Consider the following 20,713-nt stretch of genomic DNA (forward strand, 5'->3'; position numbering starts at 1 on the left):
TTTAATTGATATTTCTAATTAACTCCCGGAAAAGCAAGTACGTTTGTTCGTATAATTTCACTTATAATCGCTTTTTTTATGATTTTCTTGTAATTTTTTAAAAGTCACCGTTTGAATTCTTAGCCCGTTATCCTCCTAGATGATCAAAGGGAAGGTTATTGATGTTCTGTATTTTCTTCGACATTGATTGTTTCGTTCGCGTCGGGATCACGTTCTTCCTCTAGATCGAGATGCTGTTTTAGCATCGCCTGTGTGTTCGCGAGGTCTGTGTCATCGACCTGGTAATATTCAACGCCGTTCTCGCGAACATTCTCACCGTCCAATTGATGGTACTCGATCTCATTCACAGCACTGGCATAAGTGTGTAGACCAAGGATTTCATTGAAGGACATGTTCATATTCATATTTTCCTGTAGACGGTCAAACACTTCATTGTAGTTTGCCATCGAAGAGAGGGAAGTCGCTTCGTCAATCAAAGCTCCCAACACTTCCTGTTGCCTTTCCCCGCGTCCGAGGTCACCGGCAGAATCTTGTTTTCTCATACGTACGTAAGCTAGGGCTTCTTCCCCGTTTAAGACTTGGGGACCTTCATCAATTTCAATCGCATCCATATCTCCGTCTGCGTTCTGTTCAGTGAAAGAGAGGGGTGAATCCACCTCTATACCCCCGAATACATCGACTGTATCCATAAAGGCGTCAAAATTTAAGGTTACATAGTAATCGACAGGAACGTCGAGCAGGTTTTCCACCGTGTCAATGGCCATATCCGTTCCGCCGTTGGCGTGGGCATGGTTAATTTGATCCTGTGTTTGTTGCCCAGGGATTTGCACATAGGAGTCCCGTGGAATACTGATCACATTTACGGATCCTTCATCCCGGTTAAACGTTGCCAATAAAATCGCATCGGCTAAACCGTCTAGATCGCCATCGCGATTGTCGGTTCCGAGAAATAAAACGGAGATGTTATCTTCATCGGGGTCTACGGCAACATCTCGCATATCTGAATGGTCTCCCCGCTCCAGAGAGCTTTGTGTCTCGTCTACGAGATTGCTCGCCTGTGTAATGAAATAGAACACAAGACCGCCTGCGACGATAATGACAACACTTACTAGCGCTGCCAAACTAAAGATTATTTTTTTATTTCGTCTTTTTTTGCGTCGATGATGTATTGCTCTGGAAGGTTCATTTTTTGGCATTTCATTGTCTCCTTCCGGGAATTTATTCGGATGTTGCTCTTAGCATACGAGCATAGTTTACAAGAAGACTGTAGAAAAATAAATGATATATAAGTGACAATGTTTTTATGCCAATAGATATCGAATCAACCCCAATATGGCAAAACAAAATAAAGCTGTACCAGATCCAATGCCGATGATTGCACTATTGGTAACGCGCATTTTTTTGGACAGCCATGGTGATATCCCCGCAATAGCTATCATAAGTACAGCTAAAATATACAAACTAGCATCTTGAAAGACGTTTACTAACCAGAAAAAATGAGCACCTACGATAAAGGCAATCCACGAAGCAACATAATCCTTCTTTTTCTTTCGGATCAACAAGAAAGCACCGAGGCCTCCTATAATCAATTGAGCGTAGAAGACGATTATGTAAGTAGCTAAGGCGTCCATTTCTGACAAAGTAGTAGCCGCATCCCAGTGAGTCACGCTTAAGTACACACCAACCAAGCATACGATCAACGCAATTCCGGAAGCAATCCCAATATACTTGCGCCAATTTTCTCTCGGATTTTCCTGTGCCCACCCGAACCAAACTAAACTAAACATACCGAAAATTGCTGTGTACATCGCATAATCCCTTACATAGTCCAGCTCCATACACACTCCCCCCTACCATTTTAATTTATGATTAAACAATCATGATCTTTAAAGCAAAAGAGGGACAGCCTTTGTTCCGAAAATGCGCTTCGTTAATTGCATAATCCATACTTGGGGTATAGCCCCAGCTATTTAAAAATTTCCTACGCTAAGGAATGTTCACCTCACGAATGATGATTATCGTAGTGTGAATTGCCGTCATAACAGCACTTACACCTTAGCGTAGTTTTTTCAAAATGTTGATGAGATCCCTTATGGTACCAAAGAATAATTGCTATCACCGATTACCTAAGCAATCCTTCATACCTTTAATCATGGCCAAGGAAAAAGTTGAGCTAGAGCCTAACTTCCCCCGTTCACTTCGTCTGCTGCTTGCTCGACTTGGTCAGGAACCCTTAGGTCTCCTTCTTCCAGTGCATTAATGCTACTAAAGGACGAGGACATTGTTTCTTCAATGTGAACAACCTCTCCCTCGAAATCCGTCGTGCCATTCATTGACGTATAGATATGTTTGGGATGGTACGTATCCTTCTCGAAATCAAAGGAAAAGTGAAACCTTTCGACAGACGCCGGTGGATTGGCTTCATCAACCAAATCTTCATGCACGAGTAATTCATGATATATATTGGAGTCTCCTTGCCAACTAAGTGTATAAAGGCCATCCCCTTCATAATCCTCATGCTGTTCTTTAAAATAATCAGCTTCATACAGTGTCAGCGTTAACTCATCCACGTGATCAAGCAAAACATCGTAATTTACGATGGACTCTTCATAAAAACCCTCACTGATTTCTTCGTGATCTTCACCAGTGATTTTTTCCCATTCCCTTTGCCATAACCTATCCCCCTCATCATCCCCATCATCAATGACTGACAAATAAGTGGCCTCTTCACTGAAATACATTGCATAATCCACGTCCGCGTTTAATATTTCCATATCCACTTCTACATGGCCAACAAGCGGATCAAGCATTAAACGACTGGAAACACCCATTTCGGTTTTCTCATTGATTTCATCCCCGGTCATGTCTTGAGAAATGCTTGTCATCATACTCCAGCTATTCACCTCCTCTTCGACAGTTTGAGCTTCTTCCAAGATGGCAGCGATTTCCTCAGGGTCTTCAATGTTCGTAGTATACTGGTCTTCCGGTTCATTTGATACAGGTTCATGTTCTGATCCGGGTGAACAGGAAGAAACAATTGTAGCCAATAATAATACTAAAAAGATTTTCATCATTGAAAACACCTCCTATGAAATGGCAAACGGTTGTATTTTTAAAATGATTATCCCACTCGCTTTAGAATGAGTGATCGTCTTCGTAGACACGCATAAAGACATTAAACGGCTGAACCATACATGCCATGTGTGCAACCCGACCCATTTTTAGTATAGAACTTAATTATCATGGAACACTGTTAACTTATGTTAGATGTAACTAAAATTCCATAGTGTTATTTCACAATCGGGTGCAGATATGAACACCTTTATTGACATATGATCATTCTTCATCATGTTCCTTGGAAAACTGAATGATTTTATTCAGACCTATTAAAGCAACATAAAAGCATAGTGCTGCTATCGTACTCCAAACTACAATATATACTTCAAACCCCTCGGCGATGAAAAACAACGCAACCATCGTTCCCAACAGTGAACCTGCAGAAACATAAAGGATAAAATGGACGAGGTGCGTATACACGCAATTCCGGAGGTTTATTTTCTTCATGATCCCCTCAATGAAAATGGAGGCAGGAATGCCTATAAATAAGAAAAAAATAGGAGAATAGACGAAAACAAATAGAAAAGTGTCTTCAAAAGACCAGATAGCCGGATCTGTTGGCTCCGCCGGAGCAGAGGATATGATAGCTACAACAATACCAAAAGTAAAAGCAGCCAAAATAACTTCGGCTAACTTTCTCAAAGCCATTAATGCCATTTTAATCATTGTTTCTCTCCAATCATTTCAACGGTTCACCCTACTGTATCAGGGATGAGTTTTTCCAATCTTGTCGCAACAAGAATGTTTCCAAAGTTATATATGCATAAATCAATTTTCATTACATTCACAACACATTATTCAAGATAATGGTCCATTAATGAAAGAACGTAAGTTTCTTATGAAGTTATTTCCTCCTTTAACGCTCGCTGATTTGCGCTTGGAAAATCTCCGTCAACGCCTCTTTGTTGATCAATAAATCCGCGAGTGTATATCCATTGAGCACTTCCAGGAAAGCTTTGTTTGTCTGCTGCAACACGCCTTTCAGACGGCAAACTGAACTGATGGCGCAAATCGGATGATCACTAAAACAGTCCGCTAACGCCATATCTTCAAACTCCCGAACCAATGTTCCGATATTGATATTTTCTGGCTTCATGCCAAGCTTTATCCCACCGTTACGTCCGCGAATCGTCTGAATATAGTTTTTTCTCCCGAGTGCATGGACGATTTTTTGCAAATGATTGTTTGAAAGCCGGTAAGCTATGGCAATCTCTTTAATGGAAGTGCGACCTCCCTTCGGCAGGTTCCCCGTATAAATCAATACACGCAATGAATAGTCGGTATAAGAGGTGAGTTGCACGACGCCCCCTCCCTTCTTTTATTCATTTTCATCTTGCTTTGTTTTAAAAAATCTCCACCGTTTTTCGTTCCCTCTTGATCCAGTTTTTTTAGCTTCGGTATGTGCTTGGAACAATGGATATAGCATTCCTCCACTTCGATCACCACCCAGCATTCCGCTTTGCTTCTTTCCGTTTCTTCAATGTCATTGATGATCTTGTCTGATATTTCTAATGTCGTTATTTCGTCTTTTTCATAAATTGAAGCGCTTCCGTTAACGTGTAATCCTATTTGATCCTCAAAGAAATCGATAAATAACAACCCTATATGGGGATTTTCAGTTATATTTCCTGAAATTTCCATAACCCCATTTCCCTTATATTCGGGATACATCAAAATATAGAAAAGTCATCCAAAGGAGTAAGTCTTTGCAACAAGCCGCAGCCCGTGTCACTTCTTGTTCTTCTTTTGCATTGACACGCTGGAGATAATGCCTCCGATTGCTACTACAGTAACGATAATGAAGATTTCAGTCATTGTCACCTTTCCTTTCCACAGAATTCTCAAAAATAATATAAACTTTAGTGGAATAGTATATAATTACACCATACCGCAAATTGAGACGCTCTAATTGAACAAGTGCTTCTTATCCAAAGATCCACGTTATTTTACTGAATCAATGATTTTCCTTGCCTCTAACAATGACAAATCGTACTCCTTCATCAATATCACAACTGTCTTTACCTCTGTAGTTGTTTCTAATAGTTTCTTAACTTCATGTTCCATATCCTTATAGTCTTTTGTCTTCTTTAAAATCCTATCATTCTCTTTTTTTCTAGTCATAACATTTCCTATCTTCCCTTCTGAAAACTCATTCTTATAGTTTTGTACCTTGATCATTCGATGTCTTTAGATCATTCTGTATTATTGCAAGCTAGTGATTCGTTTTCACATCTTTACTTCGTTCACAATTGACTCTTATTTTAGCTAAGGATTAGCAATTATTTATCATATATTGTTTTTTATTCCACAATTTGGGATAATGGCTAAGCCGCTTATCCTATTCAATCCCAAAATTACGAAGCAAAAAGGCATAAAGGTGATCCGCCTTAGCCGCGGGCATCTTCTTTCTTTGCTCACGCATGAACTCATGAATCGCATAAGAATAAGCATCATGTTCAGACATCACTGTTTTTTTCAGCAGCTTATCCGCTCGACGTTGAACGGCCATTACACATTCCAGTTGATCCATCACTGCTTCCCCCCTTTTGTTTATTTTGCCTTTGTGACTAGCCAGAAGCATCATAAAGTAAATCACTTATTGTTTGGGCCTTTCACAACGTCGAGGAGTGAGCAGGGCAGTTTTTGCCAATACATCTCGAATAAGCCTATTGAAGCAGCCATCCCCGTGAAATGTGATGGCATCAATCGTGCGATTGGTCATCGGAGCGTTCGCCTTAACTTCTCCATCTGTGACTTTGTATAGTTTATATTGCGTTTCTCCCGCTGATAACCCCTTCATAAAAATGCCATGGTCAAAGTCTGTGGCTTTTTTCTTAAAGTATAATCCTGACATATCTCCTGATTTACGACTCATATGCATCACCTTATTTTCTTCGCTTTTCGATATCCAAGCCCATTTTCCAGCAGCAAATTCTTCTTTGTTAAAAGGGTGTGCCTGACCAGAACCGATGACTGCTGAATCTATACCCAGAAAAGAAGTGGCTAAAGTTTCGCTAAGCGAGCCTTTAAAAAGATCCCCAAGCCATGTTTCTTTAAAGTTGACCATTATCAAATGCGTTATATGATGCGGTGTGATATATTCCTTTTTAAGATTATTGATATAAACCTCTGAATCATAAAAGGTATCAACTCCGAAATCATAAACTGTTTCCGTCCAAACGTTCGCGACTTTCTCCTGGAAAACCAATTTAGTTAATTCGTCATTCATAAATAATGTTTCATCTTTCCTCTCATCTGTTGCAGCTTTTAAAAATAGTATGTTCACTTTAACGTTTAAACGCATGACGTAATGATATACTTTTTTAAACGTGTGGAGACTAAATGCATCAACATCCATGACAAATAATACATTCTGAGTTTTATCGTTTATGTTATTCCGACACATATGACTCATTCCTTTCGCTTATCGCATATGTTCCTATCGCCGTTTTCTCATTCATTTTTACTGATTCTGATGAACAAGCTAGGAAAAAATCATTGAATCATAGCAATAACCTCCTGCAGATTTGAACAGCTTTGTTAACCACATGATCATTCTCCTTAAAATGCGCCCTCCATTTGCATAGGAAAGGCAAATCGTCTATCTACATAACCCCTTCTCTTGTTCTTGTCTTTTGCGTGAATGAATCAGACGTCGAAGCAACGCATCCAGAGGGCCTTTCTGCCCCCGTTTTTCCAAAACGATCGAGAATAAGACCCCAATTAACCAAGCGAATATGGCGATCAATGCTGCACCTGTAGCGTGGACCATCCCGCCTAACCCAAGTAAAGGCTCTGAGAGAATAATGGCAATAATGGTCGATTGAAGGATGTAGCAAGTGAGGGAACGTTTCCCTGCAGCTGCGAGCGCACGCGTGATCATTCCCGGTTTTTTAGATAATGGAATACTGAATAAGCCAAATAAAGCTGCATACCCAATCCCGCCAAAAACGCCTGTCAAAATTTGCACACCAAATAGCACACCCCCAACCATGGGATCCGGAGACCATACCTCACCTCCAATAAGCGCAACGGGGATCGCGCCAGCAACCGATACAAGAATACCAACGATAGAAACGACGGTTAGAAATTTGCGATGTTTCTCCGGTTGTAAAAGAAAGCCTTTTCTGCCTGCCCAAACACCTAACAATATGATGATGATAATTGGATAGAAAAGCAGACTCGTTAACATGCCGAATGGGTAAGAAATCAATCGTTCAACGATGCCTATTAAAGAGTAATCAGGCAATGCATAGGAGGCTGTATCATCCATAAAGAGCCCTAATCCCATAGCCATTGCAGTGATGATAAAAAACGGCGTGAGTAAAGCAGATGTTGTGAAAAGGGCTCGATTCGACCGATAAAGCAACCAGCTGATGAGTAAAATAGATAACCCATAGGGGCCAAGAATCTCGCCGCTATAAACGAACGTACCGTGAACGACCCCAAAAAGTAATAGAAACAAACCTCTACGTCGAATTAACTTTTTAATATCTGTTTCACCCATGCCCTTTTCCATTTGCCGATTAACGACGATTGCCAATCCCATCCCGAATAATACGGCAAACATTGGATAAGCTCTGCTATCCAAGAAAAGTAAACTTAAAAAATTTACGGTCTGATCCAACAATGTCCCGCCGGCTGGACGAGTATATACGCCGGTTTCTATATTGAACAGGTATGTTGGTGCATACGCCATGGCGATTAATAAAAGCATAAAACCCCTTGAAATGTCCGGAGCAAGCGAACGTTCTGAATAATCAGCAGCATTCATTTTGTTATTTTTCACATCATCACCCCATCAATCAATTTTCTTTTCAACAACAATTTAAGTTTGCTCATTTGATCATTCCTAAAACAAATATAATTCTCATGATTTTTTATTGTTCTAATTTATACAAGACTTCAATCATCTTTTTCTCAAGGAGAAGCGCAATTCCTCAAAGAATTGCGCCCCTTTCCCAAGAAAAACAATCCAACCAACAGAAGAAATATCTACCTCTACATTTTAATAGGCGTTCGTTTTGTCAATAGACGGATCAGCCAAATAGGAATCAGAATGACAAGCAATAATCCGGGAATGGTAACCCCTAACGGCAGAGATTCTACCATTGTAAATGTGTTCAACACAGGTAAATCCAGAGAAACTCTTTGCAGCGTATCTCCCAGTATTGAAATCATGATGGCCAAGGCAATAAATGCCAAGCCGGCTCCAACACCCAATCGGGAAAAACTTGCGCTGATCAACCAGCCAAGTAAATAAAACATAAAGATATTTAATGAAAAGACACCAATAGCCAAGAACCAGTTACTCGCGGGATCAACGTAAGGCGTTAAAATGAACGCCTGAACCGTATGGCTGACAATACTGCCAATAATATCGCCGATGACATGACCGGAAGCTTCGAATGCATTCAAAGCTGTATTAATATCGGAATCCCCAAGTTGAATGTTGGCGATATTGCCCATGATAAATCGTTCCAACAACGATAATGCGAGCGTCATAACAGGAATAAAAACAGCCATCCCAATGGAAGCGAGCAGTGTCCCATTAAAAAAATCTTTTCTTGTCACCCCATTTTGAACATAATGAGGAAGGGAGGTACTAAAAGTCATCCCTATGATAAACATGTAAATATTGGCCGCAATTAAAATCGACATGTAATAACCGTCAACGTCACTTCCCCCAAAAATGATTCGAATAATCTGAATGGCTAACATTACACCTAGAAATCCTAATGTCGAGTGTAATTGCGTCCGTAACATATCTGCTGTGACTTTAGGAAAATTAGACACTTGATTCATCCTCGTCTGTCCCCTTTGTCAAATGAATAAACAAATCTTGGAGTGAAACCGGTGTGACTTCAAGGCCTTGTTTCACTGCCATTTTCGTCTCCTCATCACTTAGTTCTCCATACACCGTTACCGCTTTTGTCTGCCCCAAATACTGTACATTAATCTGTTGCTTGGATTGGACAACGTCATCAACGATATCGGCATGACCGGTCATCGTGGCGCCCTTCGCAAGCAGCGCATCCGTTTCTTCTTGCAGAAGCATGTTCCCCTCGTGTAATATCACGACTTCATCAAACAAATAATCCATTTCAGATACGAAGTGTGTGGACAGAATCATGATTCTTGGATGGTTTTGTTGATCCTCCAATAATTCTTCGTAAAAGATATTTCTTGACGGCGCATCCATGCCAAGATATGCCTCATCAAATATTGTGATCGGTGTCCTTGCCACTAAACCCATGATGACATTGAACGCGGATTGCATCCCCTTTGAAAATTTACTGATCGACTTCTTTTTGTCAAGCTTAAACCGGTCAATCAGATAGTCTGCATAATCCATGTCGAAATTGGGTCTGTATCGCTCTGCAAATTCGAGGATAGACTTCGCATTTTCAGATTCATCACTATAATCCTTGTCATACATAAAAGCGATTTGCTGCATGATTTTGGCATTTTCAAACGGCTCTTCTCCATTAATGGCAATGGAGCCGGATGAGGATTCACGGAATGCTGCCATGATCGATAGCAGCGTTGTTTTCCCTGCCCCATTTCTGCCCAGCAGTCCATATATTTTCTCATCGCTTAACTCAAATGTTAGATCGTTGAGAGCTGTAAAATTGCCAAAACGTAAATGTAAATTTCTACTTTCAACCTTCATTCTGCACCACGACCTTTGACATTTTTTATAAATGTAATGATTTCATCTTCAGTGATTTCCAACTTTTCTGCCTCATGCACTAACTTCACAACATAATCTTCAACAAAGGATTCTTTTTGTTTTTGGATCAGTTTTTCTCTCGCCCCGACTTCAACAAACATCCCGAGCCCTCTCTTTTTATACAGAATCCCTTCATCAACAAGTGGATTAACCCCTTTAGCGGCAGTGACATGGTTGATTTTATAAAAATGAACAAGTTGATTTGTTGAAGGTGCTTGATCGCCTTCTTTTAGTTGTTCACTAATGATTTGATCCTCAATCTTTTCCCGGACCTGCACATAGATTGGTTTATCCTGGTCAAAAGGTTTTACCATATCGATCGCCCACTCTTTTTATTTATTATATACATATATGGTTATATACTTATGTATATAACCGTATCAGGGGCATATTCAATTGTCAACACATGATTTGTAAATAATATCCCATCCTTCACTGATTCCCTGTAAGAAAACGATTCATAAGCTTATTTTTCAAGATCACGACATAAAATAAATTCCGAACCCTATGAAAAAATTGGAACAATCCACATCGTTCTGTTCCTAAATATTGGCCTATAATAAAGTTAGACTAGAAAGTGGACAAGGAAAAAATTGACTAGGATATTATCAACCTCAATCTAAAAAGGACGTGTGTTCACAAATGGGAAAACATGCAAGCCAAGAGTTGGATAGGCTCTGCTATCCAAGAAGATGACGCTTAAAAAATTTACGGTGTGATCAAACGATGGACCACCAGCTGGACGAGTATATACGTCGACTTCTACATTGAACAGGTATGTTGGTGCATAAGCCATGGCAATTAATAAAAGCATAAAACCTCTCTTGCAATGTCTGGAGCAAGCGAACGTTTTGAAGAATCAACAACATCCATTTTGTCATTTTTACAATCCGCTCAATAAGATTTGATTGCAGTATAAATTGGATGTCTAATGAGAAGTAGTGACATTTGTCATTTCTTATGTATTACCGGAGACACTTTAAAAAAAATTTGCCTTAAAAATAAAAACGAGCGCTAAAACATTATTCAATGCAAGCGCTTGTTCGTGAAATATCAAAACTAACATTCGTCCATATTCGAATATAAAGTTTCTCACGATCATAGATTAAAGCTTTGCCATCATCCAAAAATAATGATTGTCCATCAATCGCTGACACCTCTTCATGATCAAAGCAATCCACGGAGCGATATAGTCCTTTTTTTTACTTCGAATCAAAAAGAAAGCGCCGATGCCTGCAATAAAAAATTTAGTGTAGAAAACAATTAGGTAGTTCGTATATACGGCCTCTTTTGACAATGTAGTAGCCGCATCCCAGTGAATTACGCTTAAGTACACACCAACCAAGCATACGATCAACGCAATTCCGGAAGCAATCCCAATATACTTGCGCCAATTTTCTCTCGGATTTTCCTGTGCCCACCCGAACTAAACTAAACATACCGAAAATTGCTGTGTACATCGCATAATCCTTTACATAATCCAGCTCCATACACACTCCCCCTACCATTTTAATTTATGATTAAACAATCATGATCTTTAAAGCAAAAGTGGCACAATCTTTATTTCCATTCTAGCTAACGCTCCTATCAGGAGGATTGATTACTAATTTTTTTCTTTCTTTTGTGACTTTCCAAACAAACCTAGTGCGGCAGCTATTGCAATCCCCATAGCGATCCAGACACCTGTGCTCACCATATCCCTCCTCGTTTTTCAATGTTAGCATGAATAAAGTGGACACTTCCAAAACAAGTGAAATCTTTATTATCAATTTGCGCTCCGTTTGCCTAAGATCAGAACTAAAACATAAATCTGTTCAAACTTAAATTCAAGCTTTCTTTCGCCAAAGAGTAATCGCTGTAATGATCATCCATAAATAAACAGATCCATAGAGGATTCGTTGCAAAAGACCAAAGAGATCGATAAATGAATATAAAGACATAAGTATCAGGGCTGTTGTGGTAATCAGCGCACAAATGAATGTCCAAACCGATAACTTTGGCATTTCTTTGCGAATGGACAAAGCAATCAAAATTAAAGCTGGTATTTGAACAATCATCCCTGGAATGGAGGGAAGGGTATGCCAAAGAAAATTTACATCAGCAGGAAAGATACCAGCCATTGTATAACTGAAACCAAAGATGATAAGAAAAATGGTAGCAATTCTGGTTTTTCGATTATCCTGCCAAAATTGGTGTAAGAAAATTGCCCCAACAAAAATCACAATACCTGTAAATGTAAACGTCCAATTCATCAGTAAATGATAGGGTGAACAGATTTCCAAAGATGAAAGCACATATGTATCGGTTCCACACGTCGTTACACCAAGATCACTCATAGGCTGTTCAAGAAAATTATACGGGGTCGTGGTCGCTTGAATAACGAGGTAATCGATAATGAAATATACACTTAGTGATATCCAGCATATAAAACCAATCTTAGCCGTTATAGCGCGTTGATGCCTAAGTAAAAGAGCCGCGCATATAGCAAAAATGGCTAACGAAGCCATTAAGAAATAAGGTAGAGCCATACTATTCACCCCGACTGTATAAATATCCAGAATTCAATTAAAGCGCCGATAGCAGCATAGCCTTTATTCATGCATGGATTGTTTTAGGAATTCCTTTATTTTTCCCCATCCATCTATTGTTGCCCTGGCATTCGCTGACTTTGTCCCACCGAAGTTTATTGCCATGCCTTTGCCCAACTGCATAATGATGTTACTTGGAATCGAGGGAAAACTGTACGGAAAAGCCAAGAAATGACCGGCTGCTTCGTAGAAAAGGTGTTTGTGTTGATAGTGATGATTCGATAAACGCTTCTCCATCATTTTGATAAATTTCTCGGATGGCCATAATTGGTCATCACTCCCGGAGATCGTCAGAACAGAAGCATGGATATTTTCCACACGAATCCGTGCATCTTCTATTTTCTTTTCATCTTTCATCGTACGACTCCAAATGGATAAGAAAGAAGATGGACGCTTGAATATCCAATTAAAGAACGTGGAGAAAATCATGGAGGGAGGATAAGAAAATTTCATATAAGGTAAATCCTGTCCATTGAATGTCCATGAAGGAATGGGAGCAAATGTGCTGTTTTTCATCCCCGATGTGACATAACTGCTTGGTGAAACTGCAATCACGGCTTTATATTCATCATAAGTCGCGCCCAACAGAAGAGCCAGTTCTCCTCCTCTTGAGAATCCGATCACTGATACTTGTTGATTCACAAATGGATGTTTTTTTAACCACTGGGTAGCTTTTTCAAAATACTCTAAAGGAATTCTTTCTAAGTTATCCGGGACGTTTTGCGTACCAAAATAAGCCAATGACAGTACCATATATCCATAAGAAGCTAACAGAGCTGCAGCCGATTCCAAATAACCCCCATCCGATCCGCCTAAAAGTAACACGCCCGGGTATGTTCCTTCCTTCGCCGGATGATATAAAACCGCTGTGAATTCATTTGATTTTATGACTTCTTTTTTTATATCTTCTCTATAAAAGTGACGGGTTATCTTAGCCGTATTGAGAGTTTTTTCCGATATTTCCAAAGAAAGATCCACCGAAACTGAGCTTGCATTTTGTTTGTCAAAAAAATCACCATGTTTCGAATGTCGTTCTTCCATAGACCAAAATAATCCAAAGCTGTCGATATCGTTATACGACCCCTTTACAGGTTTATCATGAGAAACTGAAACCACCCCATCTTTATTTGTTTGAAAAGTGGCTTCTGATTCAAAATTCTTCCCCTCGTCGTCGAGCATTTTTGCCTTCAGTGTAATCATTTCATTTGGTTCACAGTTTATCACTTTTATATGAATCTCCTCATCGATATAAGAATGAAGTTTATCGATGATGATCGCGGGTCTTTCTTTCACCGAAAGAACAGCTCCTTCTAAGGCCTGTATATTTCTTTTCTTTCTTTTATTGAAATACCGAAAATTAATAGTTCACACCATTTTCAAGTGCCATAGCTTTATAAGCGCGCAGAACATATATATTGAGGTAGCAAGTGCTCCTCCAATGCCTGCTATAGCGTAAGCAGAAGTCCAATGCGCATCCCCCTGTTATTCCAGAATTGCGTTCGTTAATTGCAAAGCCTCACTTAAAAGCAATCGTTTTTTGGGCTATTTAAAAACTAATGTATTGCCAACTAATGATTACATAAAACGCTCCTGCCAGTATGATACATACAGAAAATATTGTGATCTTTCCTGCCCTAGACATCTTTTCCAACCATCCTGTTTTTTTAAGATCCTCTTTAAAGATGCAATAACCTCCGTAAGTAGCAGCAACAATTATAAGTAAAGCCATTAATGGGTGAACCACGAAAACACCTCCTAGCACTACTACACTTATTCAATTAAATGGCCGATTGTTGAACATCTTTATTGTATCAAATACGGATTCTTAGAACCACTAACCACCAATCTCCTTTTCTCCAAATTTGCATAAAACTTTCAATTTAATATAACACCAACCTCCCTACCCCGAGACCACCATGCAAGACTAGTAATATAGGCAAAGAATTATCTGTAGTATCTATCATTAATCTCAACGTATTCTTTTAACAAAGGGATACCAGATCGATGCCTTTTTTCTTTTCATTCCATTAGTCTGGACATATTACCGCAGGTCTTTCAGCACTGATCTTCACTTTCAGGTTAAAAAAATGACGCTTTTACAGTAAATAAGTGCAGAACGGCTGAAATAAGTGATCACTTTTGGGTGTGGCGCCAAATAATCAAAAATCGACTAACTTTTGGCGCCACCCGGCGTTTGTGACGCCAAATAATCAAGAGCCGACTAACTTTTTGGCGTCACCCGGCGATTGTGGCGCCAATACTGAGCTTTTTACGTCAAACGAAAGCATGGGCGGAACGTCATTTATAAAACCAAGGGTGTGAGCGATGATTTAAACCCATATACACTAGTAATCGGTTTCAGTGTAGATGTTTATATCAAAGTTAACAAAAACCGCATGAAATCAAGGTTTTTCGTCTGATTTCATGCGGTTTATTCAACTTATCCCATCATGCTTCAATCCCGAATATTTTTTTTACCTTCGCAAGAAATCCTTTTTTTGGTTCAATGGAAAGGAGGGGGACGGATTCCCCGAGGATGCGTCTGGCAATGTTTCGATACGCGAGTGAGGCGGTTGTGTTCGGGGTTGTCGCTACGGGCTCACCTTTATTGGCGGCACGTAAAACATTTTCATCATTAAAGACAATGCCGAGAAGATCGATGGCCAACGTGGCCGCGACATCGTCCACATCCAACATTTCCTCAGTTTCATCTTTCGATGTATTTGTACGAACACGGTTTACAATCAATTTCGGCGAAGGGATATCCTCTTGTTCCAATAAACCAATAATACGGTCGGCATCGCGGACAGCTGATGTATCAGGAGTAGTAACGACAATTGCTTGATCGGCGCCGGCGACCGCGATGCGAAACCCATGCTCGATGCCGGCCGGAGAATCGATAATCAGGTAATCGTAATTTGGTTTTAATTCATTAACAATTTCCTCCATTTGCTCCGGCGTGACTGCTGATTTTTCCTTGGTTTGCGCCGCGGGGAGCAAGTGCAGACAATCGAAACGTTTATCCCGGATCAGCGCTTGTTGAACTTTACAGCGTTCTTCCAGAACATCTACCAGATCATAAATGATTCGATTTTCCAACCCCATAACAACATCAAGGTTTCGCAGCCCAATATCGGTATCTAGCAGGCAAACTTGTTTTCCTTGCAATGCCAAAGCCGTCCCAATATTCGCCGATGTCGTTGTTTTTCCAACGCCGCCTTTTCCTGATGTGATGACGATAGCCTCTCCCACAACGTTTCCCCTCCTTATTCTGGCTCTTCATTAAAATCTATCGTTGATCTCAGTAAATAATTATGGCAATGACATTTAGCTAGCTACGGAAAAACATGCAGTGTTTTTCCGTAGTGATTATCATAGTGCATAACCCGTTTGCCAACCATAGATTTCGGAGTTGGCCCCCTATTCTCTGTCTTTATTTCTTTGTTTTCGCAGCTCCGCTAAACTACCCATCGGGTGAAATTCAATCGCTTGTTGTTCCTTATCGACGTATGCATAACGAGGCCACGTGTACGTAGCTTCTTTCGCCAATTCCTCGCGCGTTAATTCGGTTAAGTATAAATGATCTGCAATCATCATTTGGGAAGGCGCCAATATCGCGGCTGCAACCACCGCTTCATTGTTTCCTTCCGTTCCGGCACGGGCCGTTCCTTTCAAAGCTCCCAACACGAACACATCCCCGGTAGCTTCAACCGTTCCTCCGGGATTCACGTCCCCGAGAATTAAAGCGTCCCCTTTCACACTCAGCACTTGACCGGAGCGAACGAGGTGGGGATAGGATTGGATTTGGTTATCTTCCTTTATTTTCATGGCTTCCGCCATTGTGATCACATCAGAGACAATTTCGCTAACGATGATCGCGCCCGACTGTTCGATCGTGGAACGGATTTCTTCCCGTTGCCCGTCATCCACGTAGCGCTTCCCTACATGGACACGTACATGCACTTCTTTATTTTGTTCATTCCCGTTCATGTTTTCCGTCATTTTCGCGCTTAGCTCGTCCATTAGTTCAGTGTAAGCGCACCGGTCATCAAGATGAACGATTAGCCCTTCTTTTGTCCCTTTTATCGTTACGAATTGATTTGAATAGCCCGTTTTCACTCGCTCACCCCGATTCATTTCAGGTCTTAGCTATGTCGTCCTTTTGATAGTTTCGATGTTTGTTGTGCTTTTTCCTTCTTCTTTCCTATAACGATGCTTTCTTAAAACGGTCTTCACGTTCCAATCTGTTAAAAATTTTTCGCATCGGGAACATGATCAAAATACCGAAAGCGCCGTTTAGTAAAACGGAGGGCAACCAACGTTGCCAAGCAAAGTCTCCGAAGGCAGCCGACGTATAGCCAATCCCTTGATAGATACCGTAAGTTAGCAGCTCCAAAGCGCTGACAGCAAGCACGATCACCAGCAATACAAGCATTGGCCGGTTCCTTACCGATTCATAGGAGACACCGCCCATATAGGCAAGGAAGCCGTATGAGAACATATATACACCGATCAATGACGAATAGACCACATCTTGAAAAAGACCGGTGATACCCCCATAGATGAGTCCGGTTAACGCCCCTTTGTACATGGATATGATAACGATCATCACAAATGCGAAGCGCGGAACCCATACAAATTCATCTGTCGGCGGGACCAATACCTGAAACCACGTTCCTTCAATTAAAAATACAACGGCGATGAGGACGGGGAGCAAATAACGCATCAATCCGGGCTCCCTTCAGGCTCAAGCTCCACCGGTTCCTCGACCTCTTCAGTTTCCGCTTCTTCTTCCTCAAAGTCTTCAAGTGCGGGGCTGTTACGGTCAAGCACCATGACATGTTCGATATTGTGATAGTCAGCGGCCGGCTCCACAAAAGCATTTAACGTTAGGCCGTATTCGTCGGTCTCCACTCCTGTGACTTCTCCGATGGGAAGGTCGGCGGGAAACCCAAGTCCTCCCAGCCCCGAGGTTCTTACTTCCTGTCCCTCTTCGAGCTCGGTTTCTGCGTCAATTGTGCTAAGAATAAACGCATCTTCTTCCTCGTCCCAACCTTCGATGAATCCATAGGCAGGATCTTCATCTTCGATGGCTACCATCGCGGAGATCCTATTCATGCGCTCTCCGTCGGATAACAATTGTACTTGGGAGGTAAACATTCCGGTATGTTGAACACGGCCAATCAATCCACCTGCGGAAATCACCGCCATATCATTTTCCACCCCATGTTGGGAACCACGGTTAATCCCGATCGTTTCAGTCCAGCGGTCCGGCTGGCGTTCAATCACAAGGGCCGTCAAACTCGAATAATCGCCCAAGCTTTCCTCCATTTCCTGCGCTTCCTGCAAACTGGCATTTTCTTCCCGCAGCCCCTCAACTTCTGAAGACAGAAATGCATAATCATCCATCTGGGATTTCAATCGTTCATTTTCTTCATAAATATTTACGATATCAGAGATATCATTAAAAATACCGCTGAAAAAGTTCGCCGGACGTTGAAAAGCAGATTGAACGACACCGACGGAATCATTAATAAATTGCTCGGGCCACGTCACTTCTTCTCGTTCATTCAACGTCAAACCGACTAAAATAACAAGGACAATAATACTGACCATAAGCAATATCAAACGTTTATTAGAAAAAAAATGGGGCATGGACGACACCTTCTAGATTGATCTTCTTGAACAATCTCCGTTATTCCGGAGGTCAGATTTCAGAGGCCAGAAGTCGGAAAAGGGCTTTTCAGGCTCTTCCAATTTCCGGATTCCGATGCTAGTGCCGGCATTGCCACAGGACAAAGTGGCCATTGCCGGCGTGCGTTAAAAGTCTCAGAGAGGGATGTCCCCCTCTGATGGAAGTTTTCGTCATTTACGGTTCGACCGTGCGGTGATTCCGGCGCGAGATCGAAACAGATGAAGATTCTCTAATGCTCTGCCTGTTCCCAACGCAACACAATCCAACGGATTCTCTGCAACAAGTACCGGCATATCCGTCTCCTCACCGAGCACTTTATCAAGGCCGTTTAAAAGAGAGCCGCCACCGGTCAGCACAATGCCCCGATCCATAATATCCGCGGCCAACTCCGGCGGTGTCCGTTCGAGCGTTACTTTTACAGTCTCCACAATGGTATTGACGGTATCGCTTATCGCGTGGGAAATCTCATCCGATTGAATCGTTATCGTTTTTGGCAACCCGGTAACAAGATCTCGTCCACGAATATCCATACTGCTCACGTTTTCCAATTTGTCCGCTGATCCAATTTCCATTTTTAAACTTTCACTCGTGCGTTCACCAATCATGAGATTGTATGTCTTTTTAATGTATTGAATAATTGCTTCATCCAACTCATCTCCGGCCACACGGATCGACTGACTGGTCACAATTCCGCCAAGGGAGATAATCGCCACTTCCGTCGTACCGCCACCGATATCAACGACCATGCTCCCGGTCGGTTCCCACACCGGAAGATCTGCCCCGATTGCGGAAGCAAACGGTTCTTCAATCGTGTACGCCTCGCGGGCACCTGCTTGTTTTGTCGCGTCTTCCACCGCTCTTTTTTCCACGGCAGTAATTCCCGAAGGCACACAAACCATGACATTCGGTTTACGTGTGAATATGGAGCGGCTTTTCTGTGCTTGGCGAATAAAATATTTCATCATTGTCGCGGTCGTATCGAAGTCGGCAATCACGCCGTCTTTCATCGGCCGGGTTGCTACAATGTTTCCGGGGGTGCGTCCAATCATATTTTTCGCATCATCACCGACAGCTTCAATCGTTTGTGAGTCCGAACGAATCGCAACGACGGAAGGCTCTCTTACAACAACCCCTTTTCCTTTTACGTAGACGAGCGTATTCGCCGTTCCTAAGTCAATCCCTAAATCCTTTGAAAAACCACCAAACATCTATGTATCTCCCTTCATTATTACCCTGCTTATTATTTTATCCCTGTTCATTATTGTCGCTTCATCAAAAAAAACGTTACACTTCTTCATTTTATTGAAAATGATGCTCCAAACACAACCCTAAAATCGTTGTGATTCCATCTAAAATTCCCCTATACATTATACGCAATATCTTCCGAAAAACATAGCATTTCACCAAGCTTTCATAAATTTCCTTAATTCGTCACACTCTCATCTATATTCCGGATGAAAAGAGTCGGGGATAACAACTGGGGAAACGAGCAATACGGGAACTTTTGGACCAATCACTGATTTCAATCATTTCTAAACGATTGCATCGCTTTTCCTACATGATCTTTCACAATCACGCGAGACAATATAAAAGGCCACCTCCGGGGCAGCCTTCGTTGCTGTATCGTCGTCTATCCGCAACATTTTTTGTATTTCTTTCCGCTTCCGCAGGGACACGGCTCGATGCGTTCAATTTTTTCACTTTTTAGCCGGGTTCTTCTTTTGGTGCAGCATTGCTTTTTGCTATTTCTGTATTATAGCATTTTACTCTTTTGTGTGTAAGTGATCTGTTTGTAATTATCCATTTTATTCCAAAAATAGACCAGTGCCATATGCACTGGTCAACTGCCTATACTAAGGAATAATCCCATGTTCACGTAAGCTAGTATAACGTCGGTCGCCAATGATAATATGATCCAACACTTCAACACCAAGGACTTTGCCGCATTCAACGAGACGCTTCGTGACTTCACGGTCTTCCTTGCTCGGGGACGGATCACCGGAAGGATGATTATGCAAACAAACGATGGAAGCCGCCGACCGCCGCAGCGCTTCTTTGAATACTTCCCGTGGATGGACTATCGAAGCATTTAGGCTACCTATAAACAGTGTTTTTTTGTGCAACACCTGATTTTTCGTATTTAGATAAATGGCCACAAAGTGTTCTTGGGTGAGAAAACGCATTTCTTCCATGACGTAATCGGTGACGTCTTCGGGGGTTTTGATAGAATACCTTTCTCCTTGGTGCGTGGTGTGGATGCGTTTTCCAAGTTCCAGCGCTGCAAGCAATTCGATCGCCTTCACTTGCCCGATGCCTTTTATCGCCTGCAATTCTTCGAGACTGGCTTCTTTTAGCATCATGATGCCATCGAATGCGGAAAGAAGACGGTGCGCCAACTGCAAGACGGTTTCACTCGTCGTTCCCGTTCGTAACAAAATAGCGAGAAGTTCCTGATTGGAAAGGTGATCGGCCCCTTCTTGAACGAGCCGTTCACGGGGCATTTCTTGGAGCGGAAGGGTGGGTTTTGTCGCGGAGGATTGTGTCAATTCTTCACCTCATTCATGATTTTTCCATTGGAAA

The 20,713-nt window shown here is 41.5% G+C and carries 23 protein-coding genes; all 23 read right to left on the reverse strand.

Going from position 1 to position 20,713, the window contains the following annotated elements:
- Nucleotides 1-155 precede the first annotated feature (155 nt).
- Nucleotides 156-1,196 carry an LCP family glycopolymer transferase gene (locus HUG15_RS16975; protein ID WP_200124223.1) on the reverse strand — a complete coding sequence of 347 codons (1,041 nt, stop codon included), beginning with the start codon at nt 1,194-1,196 and terminating at the stop codon, nt 156-158.
- A 105-nt stretch (nt 1,197-1,301) separates the two neighbouring features.
- A complete protein-coding gene (locus tag HUG15_RS16980; RefSeq protein ID WP_246516379.1) occupies nt 1,302-1,838 on the reverse strand; it encodes a hypothetical protein in 537 nt (178 codons plus the stop codon).
- A gap of 342 nt (nt 1,839-2,180) precedes the next feature.
- Complete coding sequence (locus HUG15_RS16985) at nt 2,181-3,074, reverse strand: DUF6612 family protein (protein WP_200124224.1); 894 nt, start codon at nt 3,072-3,074, stop codon at nt 2,181-2,183.
- Between the two features lie 262 nt (nt 3,075-3,336).
- Nucleotides 3,337-3,783, reverse strand: coding sequence for a hypothetical protein (locus tag HUG15_RS16990; protein WP_200124225.1), 447 nt, complete (start codon nt 3,781-3,783; stop codon nt 3,337-3,339).
- A 190-nt stretch (nt 3,784-3,973) separates the two neighbouring features.
- The gene (locus tag HUG15_RS16995) at nt 3,974-4,417 is read right to left on the reverse strand and encodes an Rrf2 family transcriptional regulator (protein WP_200124226.1); all 444 of its coding nucleotides are present in this window, start codon (nt 4,415-4,417) and stop codon (nt 3,974-3,976) included.
- A complete protein-coding gene (locus tag HUG15_RS17000) occupies nt 4,375-4,758 on the reverse strand; it encodes a pyridoxamine 5'-phosphate oxidase family protein (RefSeq protein WP_200124227.1) in 384 nt (127 codons plus the stop codon). The genes HUG15_RS16995 and HUG15_RS17000 overlap by 43 nt, the downstream gene beginning before the upstream one ends.
- Before the next feature lie 300 nt (nt 4,759-5,058).
- Nucleotides 5,059-5,295 carry a hypothetical protein gene (locus HUG15_RS17005; protein WP_200124228.1) on the reverse strand — a complete coding sequence of 79 codons (237 nt, stop codon included), beginning with the start codon at nt 5,293-5,295 and terminating at the stop codon, nt 5,059-5,061.
- Between the two features lie 160 nt (nt 5,296-5,455).
- Nucleotides 5,456-5,647, reverse strand: coding sequence for a hypothetical protein (locus HUG15_RS17010; protein WP_200124229.1), 192 nt, complete (start codon nt 5,645-5,647; stop codon nt 5,456-5,458).
- Between the two features lie 66 nt (nt 5,648-5,713).
- A complete protein-coding gene (locus HUG15_RS17015) occupies nt 5,714-6,475 on the reverse strand; it encodes a hypothetical protein (RefSeq protein ID WP_200124230.1) in 762 nt (253 codons plus the stop codon).
- A gap of 243 nt (nt 6,476-6,718) precedes the next feature.
- Nucleotides 6,719-7,906 carry a DUF418 domain-containing protein gene (locus HUG15_RS17020; protein ID WP_200124231.1) on the reverse strand — a complete coding sequence of 396 codons (1,188 nt, stop codon included), beginning with the start codon at nt 7,904-7,906 and terminating at the stop codon, nt 6,719-6,721.
- Between the two features lie 212 nt (nt 7,907-8,118).
- Entirely contained in the window at nt 8,119-8,913 is a 795-nt protein-coding gene (locus HUG15_RS17025) for a hypothetical protein (protein ID WP_200124232.1), read from the reverse strand.
- Nucleotides 8,906-9,790, reverse strand: a complete 885-nt coding sequence (locus HUG15_RS17030) for an ATP-binding cassette domain-containing protein (RefSeq protein WP_200124233.1) — start codon at nt 9,788-9,790, stop codon at nt 8,906-8,908. The genes HUG15_RS17025 and HUG15_RS17030 overlap by 8 nt, the downstream gene beginning before the upstream one ends.
- Nucleotides 9,787-10,164 (reverse strand): GntR family transcriptional regulator, encoded by a 378-nt coding sequence (locus HUG15_RS17035; RefSeq protein ID WP_200124234.1) that lies wholly within the window; start codon nt 10,162-10,164, stop codon nt 9,787-9,789. Before HUG15_RS17035 ends, HUG15_RS17030 begins: the two co-directional genes overlap by 4 nt.
- A gap of 1,512 nt (nt 10,165-11,676) precedes the next feature.
- Nucleotides 11,677-12,378: a DUF998 domain-containing protein gene (locus tag HUG15_RS17040; protein WP_200124235.1), complete on the reverse strand. Its 702-nt coding sequence runs from the start codon at nt 12,376-12,378 to the stop codon at nt 11,677-11,679.
- 63 nt (nt 12,379-12,441) lie between these two features.
- Complete coding sequence (locus HUG15_RS17045) at nt 12,442-13,731, reverse strand: acyl-CoA thioester hydrolase/BAAT C-terminal domain-containing protein (protein ID WP_200124236.1); 1,290 nt, start codon at nt 13,729-13,731, stop codon at nt 12,442-12,444.
- A 253-nt stretch (nt 13,732-13,984) separates the two neighbouring features.
- The gene (locus tag HUG15_RS17050; RefSeq protein WP_200124237.1) at nt 13,985-14,182 is read right to left on the reverse strand and encodes a hypothetical protein; all 198 of its coding nucleotides are present in this window, start codon (nt 14,180-14,182) and stop codon (nt 13,985-13,987) included.
- 704 nt (nt 14,183-14,886) lie between these two features.
- Complete coding sequence (gene minD / locus HUG15_RS17055) at nt 14,887-15,690, reverse strand: septum site-determining protein MinD (RefSeq protein WP_200124238.1); 804 nt, start codon at nt 15,688-15,690, stop codon at nt 14,887-14,889.
- 168 nt (nt 15,691-15,858) lie between these two features.
- Entirely contained in the window at nt 15,859-16,557 is a 699-nt protein-coding gene (locus HUG15_RS17060) for a septum site-determining protein MinC (RefSeq protein WP_211202254.1), read from the reverse strand.
- 85 nt (nt 16,558-16,642) lie between these two features.
- Entirely contained in the window at nt 16,643-17,164 is a 522-nt protein-coding gene (mreD, locus tag HUG15_RS17065) for a rod shape-determining protein MreD (RefSeq protein WP_200124240.1), read from the reverse strand.
- Nucleotides 17,164-18,093, reverse strand: coding sequence for a rod shape-determining protein MreC (gene mreC / locus HUG15_RS17070; protein WP_200124241.1), 930 nt, complete (start codon nt 18,091-18,093; stop codon nt 17,164-17,166). The genes mreD and mreC overlap by 1 nt, the downstream gene beginning before the upstream one ends.
- A 210-nt stretch (nt 18,094-18,303) precedes the next feature.
- Nucleotides 18,304-19,341 (reverse strand): rod shape-determining protein, encoded by a 1,038-nt coding sequence (locus tag HUG15_RS17075; RefSeq protein ID WP_200124242.1) that lies wholly within the window; start codon nt 19,339-19,341, stop codon nt 18,304-18,306.
- A gap of 422 nt (nt 19,342-19,763) precedes the next feature.
- A complete protein-coding gene (locus HUG15_RS23145) occupies nt 19,764-19,826 on the reverse strand; it encodes an SEC-C metal-binding domain-containing protein (RefSeq protein ID WP_343073164.1) in 63 nt (20 codons plus the stop codon).
- 160 nt (nt 19,827-19,986) lie between these two features.
- Nucleotides 19,987-20,634 (reverse strand): RadC family protein, encoded by a 648-nt coding sequence (gene radC, locus HUG15_RS17085; RefSeq protein WP_200129028.1) that lies wholly within the window; start codon nt 20,632-20,634, stop codon nt 19,987-19,989.
- Nucleotides 20,635-20,713: the final 79 nt, after the last annotated feature.

Source organism: Salicibibacter cibarius, assembly GCF_016495725.1.
Lineage (GTDB): Bacteria > Bacillota > Bacilli > Bacillales > Marinococcaceae > Salicibibacter > Salicibibacter cibarius.